We start from the raw sequence: 24,190 nt of genomic DNA on the forward strand, positions 1-24,190 counted from the left end.
ACTGCCGCAAACGGCAAGCCTTACAATCCGTCGATGCCCGACACCGCCCCGCAGCGCGCCGCCGAACTGCGCCGACTGATCGACGACGCCAACCACCGCTACCATGTGCTCGACGATCCCGCGATCGCCGACGCCGATTACGACCGCCTGCTGCGCGAGCTGGTCGCGCTTGAAGCAGCCGACCCGACGCTGGCCACGCCCGACTCGCCGACGCGGCGCGTGGGCGACGCGCCGTCGGGCAGGTTCGCCGAAGTCCGCCACGCGGTGCCCATGCTGTCGCTGGCCAACGCGTTCAGCGACGACGAGGTGGCGGACTTCGTCGCCCGCATCGTGCGCGAGACGGGGGAGCCCGAGCCTCTGTTTTCGGTCGAGCCCAAGTTCGACGGGCTGGCGATCAGCCTGCGCTACGAGGCGGGGCTGTTCGTGCGCGGCGCCACGCGCGGCGACGGTGCGAGCGGCGAGGACGTCACCGCCAACCTGCGCACGGTCAAGGCCGTGCCGCTGCGCCTGCGCCAGCCCGGCGCGCAGGCGCCCGGCGTGCCGGACGTGCTCGAGGTGCGCGGCGAGGTCTACATGCCGCGCGCCGGCTTCGACGCCTACAACCAGTGGGCGCTGGCCAACGGCGCCAAGCCGCTCGCGAACCCGCGCAACGGCGCGGCGGGATCCCTGCGCCAGCTCGATCCGGCGGTCAGCGCGCGGCGGCCGCTGGCGTTCTTCGCCTATTCGCTGGGCGTGGTGGAAGGCGTCGAGTTGCCCGATACGCATTCGCAGGTGCTGGCCTGGCTGCGCACGCTCGGTTTCCCGGTGTCGCCGCTGGTGGACGTGGCGCGTGGCCTCGACGGCGTGCTGGCCTACTACCGCCGCATCGGCGAGGCGCGCGACACGCTGCCCTACGACATCGACGGCGTGGTCTACAAGCTCGACCGCAGCGACCAGCAGGAGGCGATGGGTTTCGTGTCGCGCGCGCCGCGCTGGGCGATCGCGCACAAGTTCGCGGCGCAGGAGGAGTCCACGGTGGTCGAGGCCATCGAGGTCAATGTCGGCCGCACGGGTGCCGTGACGCCGTGGGTGCTGATGCGCCCGGTGCACGTGGGTGGCGTGACCGTGACCCGCGCGACGCTGCACAACGCCGACCAGGTCGCGCGCCTTGACGTGCGCGTCGGCGACACGGTGATCGTGCGCCGCGCCGGCGACGTGATCCCGGAGGTGCTGCGCGTCGTCCCCGGACAGCGGCCCGACGGCACCACGCCGTGGCGCATGCCCACCGCGTGCCCGGCCTGCGGTTCGGAGATCGTGCGCGAGGAAGGCGAGGTGGTGGCGCGCTGCAGCGGCGAGCTGGTGTGCCCGGCGCAGCGCGTACAGGGCCTGTTCCACTTCGCCTCGCGCCGCGCGATGGACATCGAAGGCCTCGGCGAACGCCTGATCCAGGCGCTGGTCGACTTCGGCTACGGCGACAGCGTCGCCGACCTGTACCGGCTCACGGTCGAGGACTTCGTGGAGATGCGGCGCCGCGCCGACGAACGCGACGGCACCACGCCGGAGACGGTGCGCGCCGGAAAAATCGCCACGCGGTGGGCGGAGAACCTGGTGGCGGCGATCGACCACAGCCGCGAGACCACCCTCGAACGTTTCCTGTTCGCGCTCGGCATCGAACACGTCGGCGAGAGCACGGCCAAGGCGCTGGCTGCCTGGTTCGGCGATCTCGAGCGCATCCGCCGCGCGCCGTGGCCGCTGTTCAAGCGCGTGCCCGACGTCGGCGACGAGGTCGCGCGCGCGCTCGGCCATTTCCTCGACCAGCCGGGCAACCAGCAGGTGATCGACGCGCTGCTCGCGCGCGGCGTGCGCATGACCGACACCCGCCCGCCGTCGCCGAAGCTGCGCGACAGCCTTGACCTGGCGACCCTGCTCGCAGACCTCGGCATCCCGCGGCTGACGCCGCTGCGTGCGCGCCAGCTCGCGGATGCCTTCCCCGATGTGCGCAGGCTGCTGGCTGCGGACCGCCACAACATGGTGATCGCCGGCCTGCCCGAAGAAGCCGCGGCTGCGTTTGCAGCCTGGCGTGCCGATCCTGCGAACGCACGGCTGCTGGAGGCCGCGGCGGCGATGCAGGCCGAACTGCTGGCGGCAATGCCCGCGGCCGCGGCTGCCGCCGGTCCGCTCGATGGCGTGACCGCGGTGATCACCGGCACCCTGGAGTCGATGGGCCGCGACGAAGCCAAGGCACGCCTGGAAGCGCTGGGCGCGAAGGTGGCCGGCAGCGTGTCGAAGAAGACCGCGTTCGTGGTCGCCGGCGCCGAGGCCGGCTCCAAGCTGGCGAAGGCCGAAGAGCTGGGTGTCGAGGTCTGGGACGAAGCGCGGCTGCTGGCGTTCCTGGCGGCACACGCGTGAGGCGGCTGGACGCGCTGCGCCTGCGCGCGCGCCTCAACGCCCGGCTGCGCGATTTCTTCGCGGCGCGCGGCGTGCTCGAGGTCGAGACGCCGATGATGTCGCGCGCGGGCAATACCGATCCCAACATCGCGTCGTTCGCACTGGAGTTCGCCGGCCGCACCGATGGCGCTCCGCGCACGCGCTGGCTGCGCACGTCGGCCGAGTACCCGATGAAGCGCCTGCTCGCCGCGGGCGTCGGCGATTGCTATGAGCTCGGACGCGTGTTCCGCGATGGCGAAGCCGGCGGCCGCCACAATCCGGAGTTCACCATGCTCGAGTGGTACCGCGTCGGCTGGACGCTTGAGCCGCTCATCGACGAGACCGCGGCGCTCGTCCAGGCGGCGCTGGCGCTGGTCGGGCGCGAGGCGACGCTGCGCAAGGTGTCGTACCGCGATGTGTACCGCGAGGCGCTCGGCCTCGACCCGATGACCGCGTCGATCGCCGAACTGCAGGCGGCGTTCGCCGGCCACATCGCTCCCGAAGGCCTGACCCGCGACGACTGGCTCGACCTGCTGATGACGCACCACATCCAGCCGGCGTTCGTGCCCGGGCAACTGCTGGCCATGCACGACTATCCGGCATCGCAGTGCGCGCTGGCGAAGGTCGTGCGTCGCGGCGATGTCGAGGTGGCCGAGCGCTTCGAGCTCTACCTCGGGCCGCTGGAGCTGGCCAACGGGTATCACGAGCTCACCGATGCCGACGAACAGCGCGCACGTTTCGCGCGCGACCATGCCGTGCGCGACACCCGTGGCGCCGTTCTGCCGCCGGTGGACGAGGCCCTGCTCGGCGCGCTGGCCGACGGCCTGCCGGAATGCTCGGGCGTGGCGCTCGGCGTCGACCGCCTGCTGATGGCGATGCTCGGCAGCCATGCGATCGCCGACGTGCTGGCCTTCGATTTCGCCCACGCCTAGGGTCGCGCCGCAGCCGGTAAACTGGCCGCATGGACACCACGATCGATTACGCCCGTTACGACCGCATCCGCCCGATCCGCTGGACCGGCACCGCGCTGGACCTGCTCGACCAGCGCAAGCTGCCGCTGGTGGTCGAATACCTGTCCTGCGCCGACAGCGACGCGGTCGCCGCCGCGATCCACGCATTGGCCGTGCGTGGGGCGCCGGCGATCGGCATCGCCGCGGCCTGGGGCGTGGTGCTCGCCGGGCAGCAGGTCGCGGCGGGCGACGGTGTCGCCGCCGCCGCCGCGCTGGCGCCGGCGATGCAGCGCCTCAATGCCGCGCGTCCGACAGCGGTCAACCTGGCCTGGGCGTTGGCGCGGATGCGCGGCGCGCTCGTGGTCGCGGGATCCGACTGGCGCGACGTGCTGGAGCATGAGGCGCGCGCCATCGAAACCGAGGACCTCGCCGCCAACCGCCGCATGGGCGCGCTCGGCGCGGCGCTGATCGCGCCCGGCAGTGGCGTGCTGACCCACTGCAATACCGGCTCGCTGGCAACCGCCGGCTTCGGCACCGCGCTCGGCGTGATCCGCGCCGGTGTGGCGCAGGGGCGCATCGAGCGCGTGTTCGCCGACGAGACGCGGCCGTGGATGCAGGGCTCGCGGCTCACCGCCTGGGAGCTGCAGGAGGATGGCATCGATGCCACGCTCATTGCAGACGCGGCGGCCTCGCATCTGCTCAAGGGGGGCGAGGTCGACTGGGTGGTGGTCGGTGCCGACCGCATCTGCGCCAACGGCGATGTCGCCAACAAGATCGGCACCTACCAGCTGGCGATTTCGGCGCGCTTCCATGGCCGCAGGTTCATGGTGGTGGCGCCGGCGTCGACGGTGGACATGGCCACGCCCTCGGGCGACTTCATCGAAATCGAGGAGCGCGATCCGGGCGAACTGCTCGGCGTCGCCGGCCAGCGCGTCGCGGCCGACGGCATCAAGGCGTGGAACCCGGTGTTCGATGTGACCCCCGCCGCGCTGATCGACGCCATCGTGACCGAGAAGGGTGTTGTCGAGCGTCCGGACGAGGCGTCCATGCGGGCACTGTTCGGCGGCTGATCGTCGGCGGCAAGTTGTTGTTTCAGCGGGGGAAAAGCGGGCAGGGGAGCGCCCGTTCGTGATACAATCCCGAGGTTCCGCGAACCTCTCGCGGAAGGCGTCGCGCGCCGTGCGCGGGGCTGGTCGGACATGCAGGGAACAACCGCCTGATGGCAGAGCTCGCGAAGGAAATCATCCCCGTCAACCTCGAGGACGAGATGCGCCGCAGTTACCTCGATTACGCCATGAGCGTGATCGTGGGGCGCGCACTCCCCGATGTCCGCGACGGCCTCAAGCCGGTGCACCGCCGCGTGCTGTTCGCGATGACCGAGCTCGGCGCGCACAGCAACAAGCCGTACTTCAAGTCCGCGCGCATCGTCGGTGACGTGATCGGTAAGTACCATCCGCACGGCGACCAGTCGGTGTACGACACCCTGGTGCGCATGGCGCAGCCGTTCTCGCTGCGCTACATGCTGGTCGACGGGCAGGGCAACTTCGGCTCCGTCGACGGCGACCCGGCCGCGGCGATGCGTTACACCGAGGCGCGCATGTCGCGCCTGGCGCACGAGCTGATGGCCGACATCGACAAGGACACCGTCGATTTCCAGCCCAACTACGACGAGAAGGAACACGAGCCGACGGTCATGCCGACCCGGTTCCCGAACCTCCTGGTCAACGGGTCCACCGGCATCGCGGTGGGCATGGCCACCAACATCCCGCCGCACAACCTCAATGAGGTGATCAACGCGCTGATCGCGCTGATCGACGATCCGTCGATCGATATCGACGGGCTGATGGAGCACATCCCGGGGCCGGACTTCCCCACCGGCGGCATCATCAACGGCGTGAGCGGCATCCACCTGGGCTACCGCACCGGCCGCGGCCGCGTGCGCATGCGCGCCAAGGCCGATATCGAGGTCGCCGACAACGGCCGCGAGGCGATCGCGGTCAGCGAGCTCCCGTACCAGGTCAACAAGGCGCGGCTGATCGAGAAGATCGCCGAGCTGGTCAAGGAGAAGAAGCTCGAGGGCATCAGCGAGCTGCGCGACGAGTCCGACAAGGACGGCATGCGCATCTACATCGAGATCAAGCGCGGCGAGTCGGCCGAAGTGGTGCTCAACAACCTCTACCAGCAGACCCAGCTGGAGTCGGTGTTCGGCATCAACATGGTGGCGCTGGTCGATGGCCGGCCGCGGGTGCTGAACCTCAAGGATTTCCTCGAAGCCTTCGTGCGCCACCGCCGCGAGGTGGTCACCCGCCGCACCATCTTCGAGCTGCGCAAGGCGCGCGCGCGCGCCCACGTGCTCGAAGGCCTGACGGTCGCGCTCGCCAACATCGACGAGATGATCGAGCTCATCAAGACCTCCGACAACCCGCAGGTCGCCAAGGAACGCATGCTGGCGCGCGTCTGGCAGCCGGGGCTGGTGGGCACGCTGCTCGCCGCCGCCGGTGCCGAGGCGTCGCGCCCGGATGACCTGCCCAAGGGCGTGGGCCTGCTTGCCGACGGCTACCAGCTCACCGACGTCCAGGCGCAGCAGATCCTCGAGATGCGCCTGCACCGCCTGACCGGGCTGGAGCAGGAAAAGCTGACCGACGAATACCGCGTGCTGCTGGAGGCCATCCGTGGCCTGATCGAGATCCTCGAGAACCCCGACGTGCTGCTCGATGTCATCCGCACCGAGCTGCGCAACATCCAGGAAGAGTACGGCGACGCGCGCCGCAGCGAGATCCGCGCCAGCGAGGAAGACCTCGACATCCTCGACCTGATCGCCCCTGAAGAAGTGGTGGTGACGCTGTCGCGCGCCGGCTACGCCAAGCGCCAGCCGGTCAGTGCCTACCGCGCGCAGAAGCGCGGCGGACGCGGCCGCAACGCGGCGGCCACCAAGGACGAGGATTCCATCGACCAGCTGTGGCTGGTCAACACGCATGACACGCTGCTGACCTTCACCAGTGCGGGCCGCGTGTTCTGGCTGTCGGTGTACCAGCTGCCGGAAGCGGGGCCCAACGCCCGCGGCCGCCCGATCATCAACTGGATCCCGCTGGAGGAAGGCGAGCGCGTGCAGGCGGTACTGCCGGTGCGCGAATACCGCGACGACCAGTACGTGTTCTTCGCGACGCGCAACGGCACCGTCAAGAAGACCCCGCTGACCGAGTTCGCCTATCGCCTGCAGCGCGGCAAGATCGCGATCAACCTCGACGATGGCGACGCGCTGATCGGCGCCGAACTCACCGACGGCCAGCGCGACATCATGCTGTTCGCATCCAACGGCAAGACGGTGCGCTTCGACGAGGCCGCCGTGCGCTCGATGGGCCGCACCGCCACCGGCGTGCGCGGCATCCGCCTGGCCGGCGGCGAGTCGGTGGTCAGCCTGATCGTGACCGAGAGCGCGGCCGATGCGATTGAACATGAGGGCGACGACGTCGCGATCGACAGCGCGGAGACCGTCGAAAACGCGATCGTGCTCGACGACGAAGCCGATGCCTACATCCTGACCGCCACCGAGAACGGCTACGGCAAGCGCACGCGCCTGGCCGAGTACCCGCGCAAGGGCCGCGGCACGCAGGGCGTGATCGGCATCCAGACCACCGACCGCAACGGCCAACTGGTGGCGGCCGTGCTGCTGTCGCGCGGCGACGAAGTGCTGCTGATTTCCGACGGCGGCACGTTGGTGCGCACCCGTGCGGCCGAGATCTCGGTGGTCAGCCGCAACACCCAGGGCGTGACCCTGATCCGCCTGGCCGAGGACGAGCGCCTGCAGGCGATCGAGCGCGTCGACGCCACGATCGGTGAGGACGGGGACGACCTCGGCGACGTGGCCGATGGCGGGTTGCCGGCCATCGCCGCGCCGGTCGATGACAGCGCCTCCAGCGAGGCCGCGCCGGGCGACGACGCCTGACCGCAGGCCGTGCCGCGCGACACGCGGCACGGCCATGTCGACCCTCTTCCGTGCCCCCGCGCGTTGGCCTGCGGTACGCCGGCGCTGTCTATACTGCCGGCAACTCCGGGAGGTGACATGCGCAACGGGAAGGACACCCTGCGGACGGGCCGCGCCGTGCTGCACGTGGTGGCCGTGGTCGCCGCATTGGCGCTACTGGCCCTCGGCGGCTGCAAGCGCGACGAGGGCGGGCAACTGCCGGCTGCCGGTGGCGAAGCCATCCAGGCCGAACGCGCCGAAGTCGAAGGTTTCGGTCTGGTGCGCGCCTGGCCCGACCAGTCCGAAGGCTCGCTGTCGCTGGCGGTGGAGTTTTCCCGGCCGCTGGTTGGCACCCAGGATTTCGATCGCCTGCTGACCTTCGCCGAGCCGGTCGCCGGCGACAGCAGCTGGAGCCTGGACGATGACGGCCGCGTGCTGCGCTTCCCGTTCGCCGAAGCGAACCGCGAATACACCTTGCGCATCTCCGGCGCATTGACGGCTGCCGACGGCAGCACGCTGGGCCAGGACATCCAGCGCACGGTCTCCACGGGCGAACTCGCGCCGGTCGTCGGCTTCGCCTCGCAGGGCAGCGTGCTGCCGGCGCGCGAATCGCGCGGGCTGCCGGTGGTATCGGTGAACGTCGAGGAGGTCGACGTCGAATTCCTGCGCGTGCCCGAGGCGTCGCTGCCGCGCTTCTATGCCGAGTATCAGCGTGGCGGCCGCCGCAGCGGCTGGGAGCTCGACAACGACTACCGCCAGGGCAAGTCCGTCGCCAGGCTCGCCGAGCCGGTGTACGTCAACCGCTTCGTGCTGGGCGGCGAGCGCAACGAGCGCGTGCTGACCTACCTGCCGATCCAGTCGATCCCCGAACTGCAGGAGCCGGGCTTGTACTTCGCGGTCATGAAGAAGGCCGGCCGTTTCGGCGACATGTTCGAGACCGCGTTCTTCACCGTCAGCGACATCGGCCTGCACCTGCGCGCCTACAGGGACCAGCTGTTCGTGCACACCGCATCGCTGCAGACAGGTGCCGCGCTTGGCGGGGTGGAGCTGCGCGTGCTCGGCGCGAACGGCGAGGCGGTCTTCAAGTCCGAGACCGACGGCAACGGCAATGCCGTGCTGGACCACAAGCTCGTCGCGGCGCAGGTGCTGGTCGCCACCCGTGGCAAGGATGTGTCGCTGCTGCCGTTCAACCAGCCGGCGCTGGACCTGTCGGAGTTCGCGGTCGCGGGCCGCGGCAACGCCTGGTTCGACGTCTTCGCCTGGTCCGGCCGCGACCTGTACCGCCCGGGTGAAACCGTGCGCGTCTCCGCGCTGTTGCGCGATGCCGACGGCAGGCCGGTGCCGGCTGCGAAGGACGGCAAGGCCCAGCCGCTGTTCGCACGCCTCAAGCAGCCGGACGGCAAGACGTTCATCGAGTCCCGGCTCGAGGCCGGTGCCCAGGGCTACTACCGTTTCGAACGCGAGATCCCGGTGGAGGCTGCCACCGGGCGCTGGCAGCTCGAATTCCGCACCGATCCCGCCAGCCGCGAAGCGGTGCAGGGCATGGCGCTGCGCATCGAGGAATTCCTGCCCGAGCGCATGAAGCTCGAGCTCGACAGCGCGCAGGCGCTGCTGAAACCGGGCGAGCCGCTGCGACTTCGCGCCAGCGGCGCCTACCTGTACGGCGCGCCGGCGGCCGGCAACCGCCTCACCGCCAAGATGTCCGTCGCCGTGGAGCAGCATCCACTGGATGGCCTGCCGGGTTACTTCTTCGGCGACCCCACGGTGCAGCTGCCGCGCGACGCGCGCGACGTCATCGACGCCAGCCTTGATGCCAAGGGCGCGCTGGCGCACGACATCGCGCTGCCCGCGGAGGTGGCCGCGACGACGCCGCTGGCGGTGGTGGTTGCCGCCAGCCTGTACGAGAGCGGCGGACGCAGCGTCAACCGCAGCCTCAAGCGCGTGCTGTGGCCAGCCGATGCGCTGGTCGGTGTGCGCCCGCTGTTCGACGACAAGGAAGGCAGCGACGCCAACGCCAGTGCCCGCTTCGAGCTGGTGCGCGTGGCTGCCGACGGCACGCCGCGCCCGGTGAAGGGACTCGAGCTGAGCCTGGTGCGCGAGCACCGCGACTACCACTGGAATTTCAACGACGACGGCGGCTGGAACTACGACTTCACGCGCCGCTTCGAGGTGGTGGAGAAGCGCGGCATCGACGCCGGAACGACCGCCGCGCGTTTCGATTTTCCGGTGGAGTGGGGCGAATACCGCATCGAGGTGCGCGACCCGGCCACGGGCCTGGTCATGCGCTATCCGTTCCGCGCCGGCTGGAGCTGGGGCGACGAGAACCGCGGCCCCGACGCGCGTCCCGACAAGGTCAAGCTGTCGCTCGACAAGACCGGCTACCGCGCCGGTGACACGCTCGAGGTCACGGTCACGCCCCCGCACGCCGGCAAGGGCCTGCTGCTGGTGGAGAGCGACAGGCTGCTGTACGTGCAGGCGATCGACGCCAAGGCCGGCAGCACGTTCCGGATCCCGGTGGGCGAAGACTGGGAGCGCCACGACGTGTACGTGACCGCGCTCGTGTTCCGCGGCGGCAGCGCGACCAGCAAGGTCACCCCGGCGCGCGCGGTGGGCGTGGCGCATGTACCGATGGCGCGCGGCGACCGTCGCGCCGCGGTCGGCATGTCGTTGCCGACCAGGGCCGTGCCGGGCGAACTGCTCAAGGTCACCGTGAGCGCGCCGGCGCTGGCCGGACAGCTGGCCCACGCCACGGTGTCGGCGGTGGACGTCGGCATCCTCAACATCACCCGCTATCCGGTGCCGGACGCGAATCGCCACTTCTTCGCGCAGCGCCGGCTGGGCACCGATGCCTACGACATCTACGGCCGCGTGATCGAGAGCTTCGACGGAGGCAGCGCGCGCCTGCGCTTCGGCGGCGACGTTGGGCTCGCGGCGCTGCCGCAGGCGCGGCGGCCGACGGCGCGCGTGCAGACCGTGGACCTGTTCTCCGGCCCGGTGCGCCTGGACGCCAAGGGCAATGCGCGCGTCGAGTTCACCATGCCGGATTTCAACGGCACGCTGCGGGTGTCGGCGCTGGTCTATGGCGACACCCACTACGGCAACCGCGATGCCGAACTGCTGGTGCGCGCGCCGCTGGTCGCCGAGGCCGGCATGCCCCGGGTGATGGCGCCGGGCGACAGCGCCACGGTGACGCTCGACCTTGCCAACTTCACCGGCAAGCCGGGCACGTTCCGCGTGCGCGTCGACGGCGAAGGCCCGCTCGACGTCGGCGACGGCACGCGCGATGTCGCGCTTGCCGCGGAAGGCAAGACGACGCTGTCGTTCCCGCTGCTCGCGCGCGACGGCCATGCCGTCGCCAAGGTGCGCGTGCGCGTCGACGGCCCGGGGGTGAAGGTCGACCGCCGCCATGACCTGCCGGTCCGCGCGCCGTGGCCGCAGGTGGTACGGACGCGTGCCATGACGCTGGATCCGCTGGCGCCGGTGGTGCTCGGTACCGACCTTGCGGAAGGCCTGCTTCCAGGATCGGTGCAGGCGCGCTTCGGCGTCGGCGCGCTGCCGCCGATCCCGTTCGCCAGCGCCCTGCAGGGCGCGCTCGACTATCCCTACGGCTGCGCCGAGCAGACCACCAGCAAGGGCTACGCGGCCCTCGTGCTCGATGCCTCGACCGCCGCGACCTACGGCATGACCCCGCTGCCCGCCAACGACCGCACCAGGCGCATGGAAGGCGCGCTCGGCAGGCTTGCGGCGCTGCAGGCGTCGTCCGGCCACTTTTCGATGTGGGGTGGTGCCGACGGCACCGATGCCATGCTCACCCCGTACGCGGCGGAGTTCATGCTCGATGCGCGCGAGGCCGGCTTCGACGTGCCCGAGGCGATGCTGCAGAAGGCGCTGTCGCGCCTGTCCGAGGACCTGCTGTCCGACGGCCAGCAGTTCTACGGGCAGGACAACCGCGAGCACCTGCGCTTCGCCTACAAGGCGCACGCCGGCTACGTGCTGGCGCGCGTCGGCCGCGCGCCGCTGGGCACGTTGCGCGCGATGTACGACAACGAGCGCAAGGTGCTGCGCGGACCGATGCCGCTGGCACACCTCGGCCTGGCGCTGTCGCTGCAGGGCGACAAGGCGCGCGGGCAGAAGGCGCTCGACGAAGCCTTCGTCGCATCCGGCCAGCGGCCGGGTTACCTGGGCGACTACGGCACGCCGTTGCGCGATGCCGCGCTGATGCTCGCGCTCGCGCGCAGGCACGAGCTGGTGCCGAAGTCCTGGGACGCGCGGCTGGTGGCGCTGGGGCGCGAGCTGGAGGCGCGGCGCAAGGCGCGCTGGTTCCACCTCAGCACGCAGGAACAGGCCGCGATTGCACGCCTGGGCAAGACGCTCGCCGCCGGGCCGGGCCGCGAGGTGTCGGGCACCCTGACCGAGGGTGGCGTGGACGAGGCGATTGCGCCGGTGCGGTACGTCTCGCGCAGCTACGGCCATGACGCACTGGCCAAGGGCGTGCGTTTCGTGCCGCAGGGCACATCGCCGCTGTACGCCAGCATCGAAGTCGCCGGCATTCCGCGCAGCGCACCCGCGCCCGACGCGCGCGCGATCCGGGTGGAGCGCGCCTGGTTCGCCACCGACGGCAAGCCGTGGACGCCGCGTCCGCTGAAGGAAGGCGAGGCTCTGGTGGCGCGGGTGTCGATCACCGCCGACCGCGACATGCCCGACGCACTGCTCACCGACCTGCTGCCGGCGGGGCTCGAGGTCGAGAACATGAACCTCGGTGATGCGGGGCAGTGGGCCGAGGTGGTGATCGGCGGCATCGCATTGTCGGAGCGCGCCAGCGCTGCAGAGCTGCGACACGAGGAGTTCCGCGACGACCGCTACGTCGCCGCGCTGTCGCTCGATGCCGGCAACGCGGCGCATGTGTTCTACCTGGTGCGCGCGGTTACCCCCGGTCGCTACACCGTGCCGCCGCCGCTGGTCGAGGACATGTACCGGCCGGAGCTGCGCGGCGTGGGCCATGCGCAACCGGCGCAGATGACGGTGGTGCAGCCGTGAGCGGGCCGCGTGGACGCGCGCCCGCTCGCTGACGTACGCGCACTGGTGCACGGGAATGGCTGAAGCACGCGGGCGCGGCTGGCGACGCGTGCTGCCCTGGCTGCGGTGGGCCACCGTGGCCGTGCTGCTCATGCTGCTGGTACTCGACCAGGTGTTCCCGCCGCCGCTGCCGCGCGCCCGCGACACCAGCACGCTGGTGACCGCGCGCGACGGCACGCCGCTGCGTGCATTCGCCGACGCCGACGGCATCTGGCGACACCCGGCCACGCCGGAGTCGGTCTCTCCGCTGTACCTGGAAGCGCTGCTCGCCTACGAGGACCGCTGGTTCTGGCGGCATCCCGGCGTGAACCCGGTGGCGCTGCTGCGCGCCGGCTGGCAGATGGCGAGCAATCGCCGCATCGTCTCCGGCGGCTCCACCCTGACCATGCAGGTGGCGCGCATCCTCGACCCGCATCCGCGCACGCTGCCCGGCAAGCTGCGGCAGCTGCTGCGCGCGCTGCAGCTCGAAGCGCATCTGTCCAAGCGCGCGATCCTCGCCCTGTACCTGGAACGCGCACCGTTCGGCGGCACCATCGAAGGCGTGGAGGCCGCGAGCTGGGCGTACCTGGGCAAGCCGGCGGCGCGCCTGTCGCACGCCGAAGCGGCGTTGCTCGCCGTGCTGCCGCAGGCACCGACGCGGCTGCGCCCGGACCGCGAGCCGGAGGCCGCTCGCCGCGCGCGCGACAAGGTGCTGGCGCGGATGGTGGCGTTGGGCCGCTGGGACCAGGCGCTGGTCGACGACGCCATGGTGGAGCCGGTGGTCGCGCGCGCGCTGCGCCCGCCGCTGCTCGCCGCGCTGCTCGCGCAGCGCCTGAGGAGCGCGCAGCCGGGCAAGGAGCGCATCACCTCCACCATCGACGCCGCCCTGCAGCGCACCCTCGAGGAACGCGTCACCGCGTACTTCGCCAGCCTGCCCGAGCGCACGTCGGCGGCGCTGCTGGTGGTCGACAACGCCAGCATGGAAGCGCAGGCCTACGTGGGCTCGGCGGCGTTCGGCGACGCCCCGCGGCTGGGCCATGTCGACATGGTGCAGGCCTGGCGTTCGCCCGGATCGACCCTGAAGCCATTCCTGTACGGCATGGCGCTCGACGACGGCATCGTGCATTCGGAAAGCCTGCTGCTCGACGCGCCGCAGTCGTTCGGCGGCTATCGTCCCGGCAACTTCGATGCCGCCTTCAACGGCCCGGTCGGGCTGGCCACCGCGCTGCGCCTGTCGCTCAACGTGCCGGCGGTGGACCTGCTCGACCGTGTCGGCGCCACGCGCTTCGCGGCGCGGCTCGACCACGCCGGGATCGCGCTGCGGTTCCCGCGCGGGGTGCAGCCCAACCTGTCGCTGATCCTCGGCGGCACCGGCGCGCGGCTCGAGGACCTGGTCGGGGCGCACGCGTCGCTCGCGCGTGGCGGCGTCGCCGGCCGCGTGCGCTACATGCCGGATGCGCCGCAGGTCGAGCGGCGACTGCTGTCACCCGGTGCGGCGTGGATCGTCAACGAGATCCTCGCCGCCAATCCGCGTCCCGGCGAGCGCATCGACACGTTCGATACCGGACAGCGGCCGCGGGTGGCGTGGAAGACCGGCACGAGCTACGGGTTTCGCGACGCCTGGGCGCTGGGTGCAACGCGCCGGCACACGGTCGGCGTGTGGGTCGGACGACCCGACGGTACGCCGCTGCCGGGCCAGTACGGCGCGGTGACCGCGCTGCCGCTGATGTTCGAGGTGATCGACAGCCTGCCGCGTCGCCCGGGCGACGGGGCGCGCCAAGCCGCCCCGGCAAGCGTGGGCCGCGAGACCGTGTGCTGGCCGCTGGGAACGTCGGCCAGCGCGCAGCCAGCGGCTGCCTGCCAGCGGTCGATGCAGGCCTGGGTGCTGGATGGCGCGGTGCCGCCGACGCTGCCCGAACGCGAGGCCCGCGCGTGGGCCGGCGGGCTGGAACGCTTCGAGGTCGATGCCGCAAGCGGGCAGCGCCTGTCGGCCGAGTGCACGCAGGCGCACCGGCGCGAAGCGCGGGTGCTGGCGCGCTGGCCCGCGCTGGCCACGCCCTGGCTCACGGCAGCCGAACGTGCGCGCTCGGAACTGCCACCGTTGGCCGCGGATTGCCGCGACGACGGCCGTGAAGCCGTGGCGTCGTTGCGCATCGAGGGCGTCAATGACGGCGCGCTCCTGGTGCGCCCGCCCGGGGCCGCGCGCCCGCCGCGCCTGGCCCTTCGCGCGGTCGGCGCAGCGGGCCGCGTGCAGTGGCTGCTCAACGGCCGCTGGATCGGCGAGACGCGCGCCGGCCAGGTGCTGCAGCGCGAGTTCGCAACGCCCGGCCGCCAGCAGCTGACCGCGCTCGCCGACAGTGGCGCGTGGTCGAGCCTCGCGTTCGACGTCGGCCGCTGAGGCTCAGCCGATCGCGTCGAGCACGTGCTCCGCGGCCGACACCTTGAACTCGCCCGGGGCCTCGACGAACAGCGCCTTGACCACGCGGTCCTCGGCATAGAGCGCGAAGCGCTTGCTGCGCGTGCCCATGCCGAACGCACTGGCGTCCATTTCCAGGCCGAGCGCGCGCGCGAAATCACCGTTGCCGTCGGACAGCATGCGCAGCCCGTCCGGCACGTGCTGGCTCGTGCCCCAGGCCTGCATCACGAAGGGATCGTTGACCGCCATGCAGGCGACTTCGATGCCGCGCTGGCGGAACCTGTCGAAGTTCTGCACGAAGCCGGGGAGGTGGTGGTCGGAGCAGGTCGGCGTGAACGCGCCGGGGACGGCGAACAGCACCACCTTCTTGTTGGCGAACAGGGTCGGGGTGTCGATGGTCTGCACGCCGTCGTTGATGTGCTTGAGCGTGACCTCGGGAATGGTGTCACCGGGCTGGATGGACATGCGCGTGCTCCTGTGGGGATGGCGGCGGCGTTGCCGCAGGCGCACAGGATGCCACGACGGCGCGTACCGATCTTGGTAACCTGCCGCAGGCCGTGACCCCCCTTCACGGCGGGCGTTCCCGGAGCAGCGATGCAGTTCAAGGACTACTACGACACCCTCGGCGTCGAGCCCACGGCGGGCGAGGCCGAGCTCAAGACCGCCTACCGGCGGCTGGCCCGCAAGTACCACCCGGACGTGAGCAAGGAGCGCGACGCGGAAGCGCGTTTCAAGGCCGTCAACGAGGCCTACGAAGCGCTGCGCGATCCCGAGCGGCGCAAGTCCTACGACCAGCTGCGCGCGCGTGGCTACCGCCCGGGGGACGAGGTGCAGGCGCCCCCGGGCGGCTTCGGTGGTGGCGGCGGACAGGGCTTCGACTACGAGGAGGTATTCGGCGGCGGCGGCAACGGCGGCTTCAGCGACTTCTTCGAAAGCATGTTCAGGCGCCAGGGCCAACGCGGTGGGCCGGGCTATTCCGCGCCGCCGCGCGGCGACATCCGCGCACGCCTGGCGGTGCCGCTGGACGTCGTGCACCGCGGCGATGCGATGCGCATCTCGGTCGGCGGGCGCACGCTGCAGGTCAGGGTGCCGCGTGGCATCCGCCCGGGGCAGGTGATCCGCCTGGCCGGGCAGGGCGAACGCGGCGGAAACCTGCTGCTCGAGGTCGAATACGCCACCGACCCGCGCTTCGAGGTCGATGGCCGCAACATCATCTATGCCCTGCAGGTGGCGCCCTGGGATGCCGCGCTGGGCGCCAGTGTCAGCGTGCCGACGCTCGGTGGCACGGTGGAACTGAAGGTGCCTGCGGGCTCCGAGGCGGGGCGTCGACTGCGGCTGCGTGGCCGTGGACTGCCGGGCAGCGGCGGCCAGGCCGATGGGGACCAGATCGTCGAGATCGAGATCCAGGCGCCGGCGCCGCGCGATGACGCCCAGCGCGCGGCCTACGCGGCCCTGCGCGACGCGTTCGCGGGCGGGTGACTGTGTCGGGCGCGGCCAGCGCCGCGCGCGGTGCTCAGGCCGCGGTCGGCGGCGCGGGTTCCGGTGCGATCACGCGGACGATCGCGTCGGCCAGTTCGGCCTCGGAAAACGGCTTGGTCAGGTAGGCGCGCGCGCCCTGGCGCATGCCCCAGACCTTGTCGGTTTCCTGGTCCTTGGTGGTCACCAGGATCACCGGGATGTGGCGCGTGGTCGGCTCGCGGGTGATCGAGCGCGTGGCCTGGAAGCCGTTGAGGTTCGGCATCACCACGTCCATCAGCACAAGGTCGGGAAGTTCGCGCTTGGCGGCCTCGAAACCGGCCGCGCCGTCCTCGGCGGTCAGCGCTTCATGCCCCAGCTTTTCGACGATGCGACGGATGCCCATCAGTTGCGACGGCGAATCGTCGACGATCAGGATGCGCGCCATGTTGTCCCCCGGTGTGTGCCCGCGATTGTAGCCGTCGCGGTGGGACCTGCAAGCCACCGTGCGCGGCTGCTCAGATCGCGACCAGCGTGCGCCCGTGCGAACCGCCCGCGAGCATGCCGTCGAACACATCGGCCAGCTGCTCCATGCGCACCTCGCGGGTGCAGATGCGGTCCAGGTGGCGCGGCTTCCAGTCCGACGCGAGGCGGCGCCAGACTTCTTCGCGGATGTCGCGCGCGGGACTGGTCGAGGCCACGCCGAGCAGCGAGACGCCGCGCAGGATGAAGGGCATCACGGTAGTCGTCAGTTCATGGCTTGCGGCAAGCCCGGTGCTGGCGATGTTGCCGTAGGCGACGGTCTGCGCCAGCAGGCTGGCGAGCATGCCGCCGCCGACCGTGTCGAGGCCGCCACCGAAGCGCTCGGACTCCAGCGGACGCGTGGTGGCCAACGCGTCGCGGCCCAGCACCTTGCTGGCGCCGATCGCCGCGAGGTACTCCGCCTGTCCGGGCTTGCCGCTGACCGCGTGCACCTCGTAACCGGCGGACGAGAAGATGTCGACCGCGAGCGAACCGACCCCGCCGCTGGCCCCGGTGACCGCGATCGGGCCGAGGCCCGGATGCTGGCGGTTTTCGGTCATGCGCAGCAGCGCCAGCGCCGCGGTGAACCCGGCGGTGCCGAGCACCATCGCGTCACGCAGCGACAGCCCCGCCGGCAGCGCGATGGCCGTCGCCGACTGGAGACGCGCGTACTCGCTGTAGCCGCCGTCGCGGGTCTCGCCCAGGCCGCCGCCGGTGACCAGCACCGCGTCGCCTTCCTTGAACGCTGCGTCACTGGACGCCACCACGTGGCCGGCGACGTCGATGCCGCCGACCAGGGGGAACCGGCGCAGGATCTTGCCCTTGCCGGTGCCGGCCAGCGCGTCCTTGAAGTTGACCGAGGAGTACGCCGCGCGGATGACGATCTCGCCGGCGGCGAGGTCGTCGATCCCGACCTGCTCGATGCCGCTGCGATAGCCCGCGTCGTCGTTGTGGATGCGGAAGGCGTTGAAGCGGCCGGGAATGGTCATGGTGCCTCCTCAGCGCAGCTCGCGGCTGCGTTTCTCGTCCAGCCACTTCGACGCCTGCGCCGGCCGGTAGTCGCGCATCCACGCCAGCATGGCGTCGATGTCGCCGCCGGTCCACAGGTCTTCGCGCTGGCCGGGGTGCAGGAACCGCTCGGCCACCATCGTGTCCATCATCGCGATCAGCGGCTGGTAGTAGCCTTCGACGTCGAGGATCGCGCACGGCTTGTCGCTGATGCCGAGCTGCCGCCAGGTGAGCATCTCGACGATCTCCTCCAGCGTGCCGAAACCGCCGGGCAGGGCGACGAAGGCGTCGGCAAGGTCGAACATCCGCGACTTGCGCTCGTGCATCGATGCCACGACTTCCAGCTCGGTAAGCCCGAGGTGCGCCACTTCCATGTCGACCAGCTGCTTCGGGATCACGCCCACCACCTCGCCGCCCGCGGCGAGCACCGCGTCGGCCACCGCGCCCATCAGGCCGATGTTGCCGCCGCCATAGACCAGGCGGATGCCGTCCTGCGCCATGCGCGTTCCCAGGGCGATCGCATGCCGGAGGTAGGCGGGGTTCGCGCCGGTATTGGAGCCGCAGTACACGCAAAGGCTTTTCATCTGTGTTGTTTCCGTATGGGCCGGAAAGGACGACGCCGGGCAATGCCCGGCGCGTGTTCCAGCTGGGTCCGGCGCGGTGGCATCGGCCACCTGCCGCTGTTCTCAGTTCGCCTTGTGGATGGCGCGCTTGTCGACCGCCATCGCGGCGTCGTGGATCGCTTCCGAGAGACTCGGATGCGCGTGGCAGATGCGCGCCAGGTCGTCGGCCGAGCCCTTGAACTCCATGGTCAGCACGCCCTCGTGCACCAGCTCCGACACGTTCGCGCCGACCAGGTGCATGCCGAGCACGCGGTCGGTCTCGGCGTGCGCCAGCACCTTCACGAAGCCGGCCGGCTCGACCATCGCCACGGCGCGGCCGTTGGCGGCGAACGGGAAGCTGCCGGACTTGTACGGGATGCCTTCTTCCTTGAGCTGCTGCTCGGTCTTGCCGACCCAGGCGAGCTCCGGCTCGGTGTAGATGACCCAGGGAATGGTGTCGAAGTTGACGTGGCCGGGCAGGCCGGCGATCAGCTCGGCCACCGCGATGCCTTCCTCGAAGCCCTTGTGCGCCAGCATCGGCCCGCGCACGCAGTCGCCGACCGCCCAGACGCCGTCGACGCCGGTATGGCAATGCTCGTCGACCTCGATCTGCCCACGCTCGGTGAGCTTCACGCCGGAACCCTCGGCCAGCAGCCCCTTCGACGCGGCACGGCGGCCCACGGCCACCAGCAGCTTGTCGACGGTGATGGTCTGCTCGCCGTTCTTGTCGGCGTAGGTGACCTGGACTTCCCTGGTCTTGCCCTTGGTGGTCACTTCCGCCTTCGACACCTTGGCGCCGAGCTTGATGTCCAGGCCCTGCTTCTTGAACTCGCGCGCCGCGAGCTTCGACACTTCGGCATCGGCCGCGGCCAGGAAGTCGGGAAGGGCTTCCAGGATCACGACCTCGGCACCGAGGCGCTTCCATACGCTGCCGAGCTCCAGGCCGATCACGCCCGCGCCGATGACCGCCAGGCGCTTGGGCACCTCCGTGAAGTCCAGGCCGCCGACGTTGTCGACGATCGTGTCGCCGTCGAACCTCGCGAACGGCAGCTCGATGGAATCGGAGCCTGCGGCGATGATGACGTTGGTGCCGGTGAGCTCGACCTCGCTGCCGTCGTGCTGCTTCACCAACACCCGCCGATCGGCATGCAGGGTGGCGAAGCCGTAGAACGGCGCGACCTTGTTGGCCTTGAACAGCTGCGCGATGCCGCCGGTGAACTGCTTCACGATGGCGTCCTTGCGGCCGACCATGGTGCCGACGTCGATCTTCGGGTCGGTCGCGGTGATGCCGTGCTGGCTGAAGATGTGCTGCAGGTTGTGGAACTGGCGCGATGAATCCAGCAGCGCCTTCGACGGGATGCAGCCCACGCGCAGGCAGGTGCCGCCGAGCGCGGGCTTGCCGTCCTTGCCCAGCCCGGCGTCGATGCAGGCGACCTTCATGCCGAGCTGCGCGGCGCGGATCGCGGCGTGGTAGCCGGCGGGGCCCGCACCGATGACAACAACATCAAACTGTTCAGCCATGTCCGTTCCTTTTCGTTACATGCCCAACAGCATGCGATGCGGGTTTTCCAGCTGGTCCTTGATGTCGACCAGGAACAGCACCGCGTCCTTGCCGTCGATGATGCGGTGGTCGTAGCTGAGTGCGATGTACATCATCGGCGCGGCGACCACGGCGCCGTTCTCGACGATCGGACGCTCCTTGATGGTGTGCATGCCCAGGATCGCCGACTGCGGCGGGTTGACGATCGGCGTCGACATCAGCGAGCCGAAGGTGCCGCCGTTGGTGATCGTGAACGTGCCGCCCTGCAGGTCGTCCAGCGACAGCTTGCCGTCGCGCGCCTTCTTCGCGTAGTCGCCGATCTGCAGCTCGATGTCGGCGAAGCCCATGCGCTCGACGTTGCGCAGCACCGGCGTCACCAGCCCCTTTTCGGTGGACACCGCGATCGAGATGTCGGAATAGCCGTGGTAGATGATGTCGTCGCCGTCGACCGACGCGTTGACCACCGGGTACTTCTGCAGCGCGTTGGCCGCGGCCTTGGCGAAGAAGCTCATGAAGCCGAGCTTCACGCCGTACTGCTTCTGGAACGCCTCGCCCAGCTCCTTGCGCATCGCCATCACCTTGCCCAGGTTGACCTCGTTGAACGAGGTCAGCATGGCGGTGGAATTCTTGGACTGCATCAGGCGCTCGGCGATGCGCTTGCGGATGCGCGTCATCGGCACGCGTTCCTCGGGGCGCGCACCACCGGAGACGCCGGCGCTCTTGCCGGAGGCGTAGTTGACCAGGTCTTCCTTGGTCACCGCGCCACGGCGGCCGGTGCCTTCGACCTGCGACGGATCGATGCCGTCCTTGACCGCGGTGAAACGCGCGCCCGGGGGCAGGGCATCGGTGCCACCGACGGGCGCGGGACGCGTGGAGGCGGGCGCCTTGGCTTCGAGCTTGGCGGCTTCGGCCTTGGGCATCACTTCCTGCGCGCCGGCGGCGGGCTCGCCCTTGGCGGCACCGGCAGCCGGGGCGGCGTCGGCCTTCGCGGCGGCGGCGCCTTCCTCGATGATCGCGATCACCTGCTGGCTGTTGACCGTGGCGCCCTCTTCGAACTTGAGCTCCTTGATCACGCCCTCGACGGTGGAGGGCACTTCGAGGACGACCTTGTCGGTCTCCAGGTCGACGATGTTCTCGTCGCGCGCGACGGCGTCGCCCACCTTCTTGTGCCAGGTGGCGATGGTCGCGTCGGAAACGGATTCGGGGAGTACCGGTACCTTGATTTCGGTGGCCATGGTCTGGGTGCGTCCTGGTCTTGGCTTTTGGCGTGTAGGGGTCAGTCGGCTGCGAAAACGCTGCCGGCAGGTTCGATGAGGGCGTCGGCGACCAGCTTCTGCTGCTCGACCACGTGGTCGGCGAAGTGCCCGGCAGCCGGCGACGGCGAACGCGGGCGTCCGGCGTAGTGCAGCTCCTGGCCGGACGCCAGGCAGGCCTGCAGGTGGTGGCGGATCTGGTACCACGCGCCCTGGTTCTGCGGCTCTTCCTGGCACCAGACCACGGTGGCGGCCTTGCCGTACTTTTCCAGCTCGGCGCCGAGCGCGACGCGCGGGAACGGATAGAGCTGCTCGACGCGGACAATGGCCACATCGTCCTGGCCGCGCTTGGCCTGGTCCTCGATGAGGTCGTAGTAAACCTTGCCCGAGCACAGCACCACGCGCCTGGTCTTCGCCGGCTTGGCGTTGGCATCGCCGATGAGGTGCTGGAACTCGCCACCGGCCATCTCGTCGAGTGTCGACACCGCGAGCTTGTGGCGCAGCAGCGACTTCGGCGACATCACCACCAGCGGCTTGCGCGTGGTCATGAGCATCTGCCGGCGCAGCATGTGGAACGCCTGCGCAGGCGTGGACGGCACACAGACCAGCATGTTGTCGAGCGCGCACAGCTGCAGGAAGCGCTCCAGGCGTGCCGAGCTGTGCTCGGGGCCCTGGCCTTCGTAGCCGTGCGGCAGGAGCAGGGTCAGGCCGGTGATGCGGCCCCACTTGGCTTCGCCGGAGGCGATGAACTGGTCGATCACCACCTGCGCGCCGTTGGCGAAGTCGCCGAACTGGCCCTCCCAGATGCACAGGGTGTTGGGGTCGGTGGTGGAGAAACCGTACTCGTAGGCCATCACCGCTTCCTCGCTGAGCAGCGAGTCGATGATCCTGGCGCGCTCCGGCGACGTGGCCAGCTTGGCCAGCGGCAGGTAGTACGCGTCGGTCTTCTGGTCGTGGAGGATCGCGTGGCGGTGCGTGAACGTGCCGCGGCCAACGTCCTGGCCCACCAGGCGCAGGCCGTAGCCGTCGTCGAGGATGGTGGCGTAGGCGAGGTTTTCGGCGAAGCCCCAGTCCGCGGGCACCTCGCCTGCGGCCATCTTGCGGCGCTCTTCGTAGACCTTGGCGACGCGCGAATGCAGCTCCACGTCATCCGGGATCGTGGTGATGGACGTGGCCAGCGCGCGCAGGCGCTCGCCGTCGATCGCCGTGCTGATCTCGTCGGACAGGGTGCCCGCGAGGTACTTGCCCCAGTCGACGAACATCGCGCTGCCCGGCGGGGTCTTCTCGACCGGTGCCAGTTCGGTGGTCACTTCGCCGGCATCGAGCCGGTCGCGGAAACTGTCGACCAGCGCCTTGCCGCCATCGGCGGGCAGCACGCCCTCGGCCTCGAGGCGCGCGGCATACAGCTCGCGGGTGGTCTTGTGCTTGCGGATCACCTGGTACATCACCGGCTGGGTGATGGCGGGCTCGTCGGCCTCGTTGTGGCCCCAGCGGCGGTAGCAGACCAGGTCGATGACCACGTCCTTGCTGAACTGCTGGCGGAAGTCGTAGGCCAGGCGCGCGGCGAACGCGACCGCTTCGGGATCGTCGGCGTTCACGTGCAGCACCGGCGCGCCGATCATCTTGGCGACGTCGGTGCAGTACAGCGTGGAACGCGCGTCTTCACGGTGGCTGGTGGTGAAGCCGACCTGGTTGTTGATGACGATGTGCAGCGTGCCGCCGACCGCGAATCCGCGCGCCTGCGACATCTGGAACAGCTCCATCACCACGCCCTGGCCGGCAAACGCCGCGTCGCCGTGGATGAGGATCGGCATCACCTGCTTGCGGGCGGTGTCGCCGCGGCGCTCCTGGCGCGAACGCACGGAGCCCGCGACCACCGGGTCGACGATCTCGAGGTGCGAGGGATTGAAGGCCAGCGCGAGGTGCACCGGGCCGCCCGGCGTGACCACGTCGGCCGAGAAGCCCATGTGGTACTTCACGTCGCCGGCGTGGGCGCGGTCGTGGTGCTCGAACTTGCCCTCGAACTCGTCGAACAGCTTGCGCGGGCTCTTGCCGAGGGTATTGACCAGTACATTGAGGCGGCCGCGGTGGGCCATGCCGATCACCACGTCCTTGACGCCATCCGAACCCGCGTTCTGGATCACGGTGTCGAGCAGCGGGATGAGCGAGTCGCCACCTTCGAGCGAGAAGCGTTTCTGGCCGACGTACTTGGTGTGCAGGTAGCGTTCCAGGCCTTCGGCCGCGGTCAGGCGCTCGAGGATCCGGCGCTGCTCGTCGGCGGCGTGGTTGAAGCGGCCGCTGGCGGTCTCCATGCGCTCGTACATCCAGCGCCGCTGGTCGGCTTCAGGGATGTGCATGAACTCGGCGCCGATCGGGCCGGTATAGGTCGCGCGCAGCATGCCAAGGAGGTCGCGCAGGCGCATCCGCGCCGCGCCGCCGAAGGTGCTGGTGGCATTGCCACCCGGGCCGGTGGCGAACTCGGTGTCGAGGTCGGCATCGGACAGGCCATGGAACGGCAACTCGAGATCCGGTGCGTCCGGCTTGGTCGCCATCGCCAGCGGATCGGTCTCGGCGCGCAGGTGGCCGCGCGAGCGGTACGCGGTGATCAACTTGAGCACCGAGCCCTGCTTGCGCTGGGCCTCCATGTCGATCGGGCCCGCAACGCTGTGCGTGCCTGCGGCGGCCTCGCGGCCGGCGCGTGCGACCGCGTCGATCACCACCGAGTGGGGGATGTCCCCCGCCTCACGCCCCTTGAAGGCGTCGAACCAGGCCTTCCATGTGTCGCCGACGACGTCGGGGTCCACGAGATACTGCTCGTACAGGTCCTCGATATAGGCGGCATTGGCGCCAAGCTGGGAGGACTGCGCAAACTGCTTCAGTAGACTGTCCACGTCTGGTCTTGTCGGGCTCGTTTCGGGGGATTGGCCGCGCCTGGCACGCACCATGTGGGGCGGCAGTGGCGCAGTGCGGATGCAGAACGGCAATTATAGCCGCAGCGGCTGCCGCGGCGCATCACGCC

The 24,190-nt window shown here is 70.4% G+C and carries 14 protein-coding genes; 7 read left to right on the plus strand and 7 right to left on the minus strand.

Translation table 11 applies throughout. The features are described from left to right. The first annotated feature begins 33 nt into the window (after positions 1–33). From ligA to pbpC, 6 genes are all read left to right on the plus strand, one after another. On the plus strand, positions 34–2,388 hold the full coding sequence (ligA, locus tag H5368_RS02370; protein WP_182820965.1) for an NAD-dependent DNA ligase LigA: 2,355 nt from the start codon (positions 34–36) through the stop codon (positions 2,386–2,388). Continuing rightward, entirely contained in the window at positions 2,385–3,338 is a 954-nt protein-coding gene (gene epmA / locus H5368_RS02375; protein ID WP_182820967.1) for an EF-P lysine aminoacylase EpmA, read from the plus strand. The genes ligA and epmA overlap by 4 nt, the downstream gene beginning before the upstream one ends. A 29-nt stretch (positions 3,339–3,367) precedes the next feature. Next, a complete protein-coding gene (gene mtnA, locus H5368_RS02380; protein WP_182820969.1) occupies positions 3,368–4,426 on the plus strand; it encodes an S-methyl-5-thioribose-1-phosphate isomerase in 1,059 nt (352 codons plus the stop codon). A 149-nt stretch (positions 4,427–4,575) separates the two neighbouring features. Next, positions 4,576–7,302: a DNA gyrase subunit A gene (gene gyrA, locus H5368_RS02385; protein ID WP_182820971.1), complete on the plus strand. Its 2,727-nt coding sequence runs from the start codon at positions 4,576–4,578 to the stop codon at positions 7,300–7,302. A gap of 117 nt (positions 7,303–7,419) precedes the next feature. Beyond that, positions 7,420–12,357 (plus strand): alpha-2-macroglobulin, encoded by a 4,938-nt coding sequence (locus tag H5368_RS02390; RefSeq protein ID WP_182820973.1) that lies wholly within the window; start codon positions 7,420–7,422, stop codon positions 12,355–12,357. 55 nt (positions 12,358–12,412) lie between these two features. Continuing rightward, positions 12,413–14,773, plus strand: a complete 2,361-nt coding sequence (pbpC, locus tag H5368_RS02395; protein ID WP_182820975.1) for a penicillin-binding protein 1C — start codon at positions 12,413–12,415, stop codon at positions 14,771–14,773. A 3-nt stretch (positions 14,774–14,776) separates the two neighbouring features. On the opposite strand, the gene H5368_RS02400 is transcribed toward pbpC, so the two are convergent. Then, on the minus strand, positions 14,777–15,256 hold the full coding sequence (locus H5368_RS02400; protein ID WP_182820977.1) for a peroxiredoxin: 480 nt from the start codon (positions 15,254–15,256) through the stop codon (positions 14,777–14,779). A gap of 129 nt (positions 15,257–15,385) precedes the next feature. Between H5368_RS02400 and H5368_RS02405 the strand changes: the two genes are divergently transcribed. Further along, positions 15,386–16,270, plus strand: coding sequence for a DnaJ C-terminal domain-containing protein (locus H5368_RS02405; RefSeq protein WP_182820979.1), 885 nt, complete (start codon positions 15,386–15,388; stop codon positions 16,268–16,270). Positions 16,271–16,304: 34 nt separating this feature from the next. Here the strand turns inward: H5368_RS02405 and pilH are convergent, their stop codons facing one another. The 6 genes from pilH to H5368_RS02435 all read right to left on the minus strand — a co-directional run bounded on the left by pilH (position 16,305) and on the right by H5368_RS02435 (position 24,062). Further along, positions 16,305–16,694 (minus strand): twitching motility response regulator PilH, encoded by a 390-nt coding sequence (gene pilH, locus H5368_RS02410; RefSeq protein WP_182820982.1) that lies wholly within the window; start codon positions 16,692–16,694, stop codon positions 16,305–16,307. Positions 16,695–16,764: 70 nt separating this feature from the next. Next, positions 16,765–17,757, minus strand: a complete 993-nt coding sequence (locus H5368_RS02415; RefSeq protein ID WP_182820984.1) for a YhdH/YhfP family quinone oxidoreductase — start codon at positions 17,755–17,757, stop codon at positions 16,765–16,767. 9 nt (positions 17,758–17,766) lie between these two features. Beyond that, positions 17,767–18,360: a TIGR00730 family Rossman fold protein gene (locus H5368_RS02420; RefSeq protein WP_182820987.1), complete on the minus strand. Its 594-nt coding sequence runs from the start codon at positions 18,358–18,360 to the stop codon at positions 17,767–17,769. Positions 18,361–18,462: 102 nt separating this feature from the next. Continuing rightward, positions 18,463–19,899, minus strand: coding sequence for a dihydrolipoyl dehydrogenase (gene lpdA / locus H5368_RS02425; protein ID WP_182820989.1), 1,437 nt, complete (start codon positions 19,897–19,899; stop codon positions 18,463–18,465). Positions 19,900–19,914: 15 nt separating this feature from the next. Further along, a complete protein-coding gene (gene sucB, locus H5368_RS02430) occupies positions 19,915–21,153 on the minus strand; it encodes a dihydrolipoyllysine-residue succinyltransferase (RefSeq protein ID WP_182820991.1) in 1,239 nt (412 codons plus the stop codon). A 41-nt stretch (positions 21,154–21,194) separates the two neighbouring features. Further along, on the minus strand, positions 21,195–24,062 hold the full coding sequence (locus H5368_RS02435; RefSeq protein ID WP_182820993.1) for a 2-oxoglutarate dehydrogenase E1 component: 2,868 nt from the start codon (positions 24,060–24,062) through the stop codon (positions 21,195–21,197). Positions 24,063–24,190: the final 128 nt, after the last annotated feature.

This window comes from Luteimonas sp. MC1782 (assembly GCF_014164605.1).
In the GTDB taxonomy this organism is placed as follows: Bacteria; Pseudomonadota; Gammaproteobacteria; order Xanthomonadales; family Xanthomonadaceae; genus Luteimonas.

What these genes read in the sequence shown, in the direction of transcription:
- ligA (WP_182820965.1), top strand. Translation starts at nt 34, where the DNA reads ATGCCCGACACCGCCCCGCAGCGCGCCGCCGAACTGCGCCGACTGATC.
- mtnA (WP_182820969.1), top strand. Translation starts at nt 3,368, where the DNA reads ATGGACACCACGATCGATTACGCCCGTTACGACCGCATCCGCCCGATC.
- gyrA (WP_182820971.1), top strand. Translation starts at nt 4,576, where the DNA reads ATGGCAGAGCTCGCGAAGGAAATCATCCCCGTCAACCTCGAGGACGAG.
- H5368_RS02390 (WP_182820973.1), top strand. Translation starts at nt 7,420, where the DNA reads ATGCGCAACGGGAAGGACACCCTGCGGACGGGCCGCGCCGTGCTGCAC.
- pbpC (WP_182820975.1), top strand. Translation starts at nt 12,413, where the DNA reads ATGGCTGAAGCACGCGGGCGCGGCTGGCGACGCGTGCTGCCCTGGCTG.
- H5368_RS02400 (WP_182820977.1), bottom strand. Translation starts at nt 15,256, where the DNA reads ATGTCCATCCAGCCCGGTGACACCATTCCCGAGGTCACGCTCAAGCAC.
- H5368_RS02405 (WP_182820979.1), top strand. Translation starts at nt 15,386, where the DNA reads ATGCAGTTCAAGGACTACTACGACACCCTCGGCGTCGAGCCCACGGCG.
- pilH (WP_182820982.1), bottom strand. Translation starts at nt 16,694, where the DNA reads ATGGCGCGCATCCTGATCGTCGACGATTCGCCGTCGCAACTGATGGGC.
- H5368_RS02415 (WP_182820984.1), bottom strand. Translation starts at nt 17,757, where the DNA reads ATGACCATTCCCGGCCGCTTCAACGCCTTCCGCATCCACAACGACGAC.
- H5368_RS02420 (WP_182820987.1), bottom strand. Translation starts at nt 18,360, where the DNA reads ATGAAAAGCCTTTGCGTGTACTGCGGCTCCAATACCGGCGCGAACCCC.
- lpdA (WP_182820989.1), bottom strand. Translation starts at nt 19,899, where the DNA reads ATGGCTGAACAGTTTGATGTTGTTGTCATCGGTGCGGGCCCCGCCGGC.
- sucB (WP_182820991.1), bottom strand. Translation starts at nt 21,153, where the DNA reads ATGGCCACCGAAATCAAGGTACCGGTACTCCCCGAATCCGTTTCCGAC.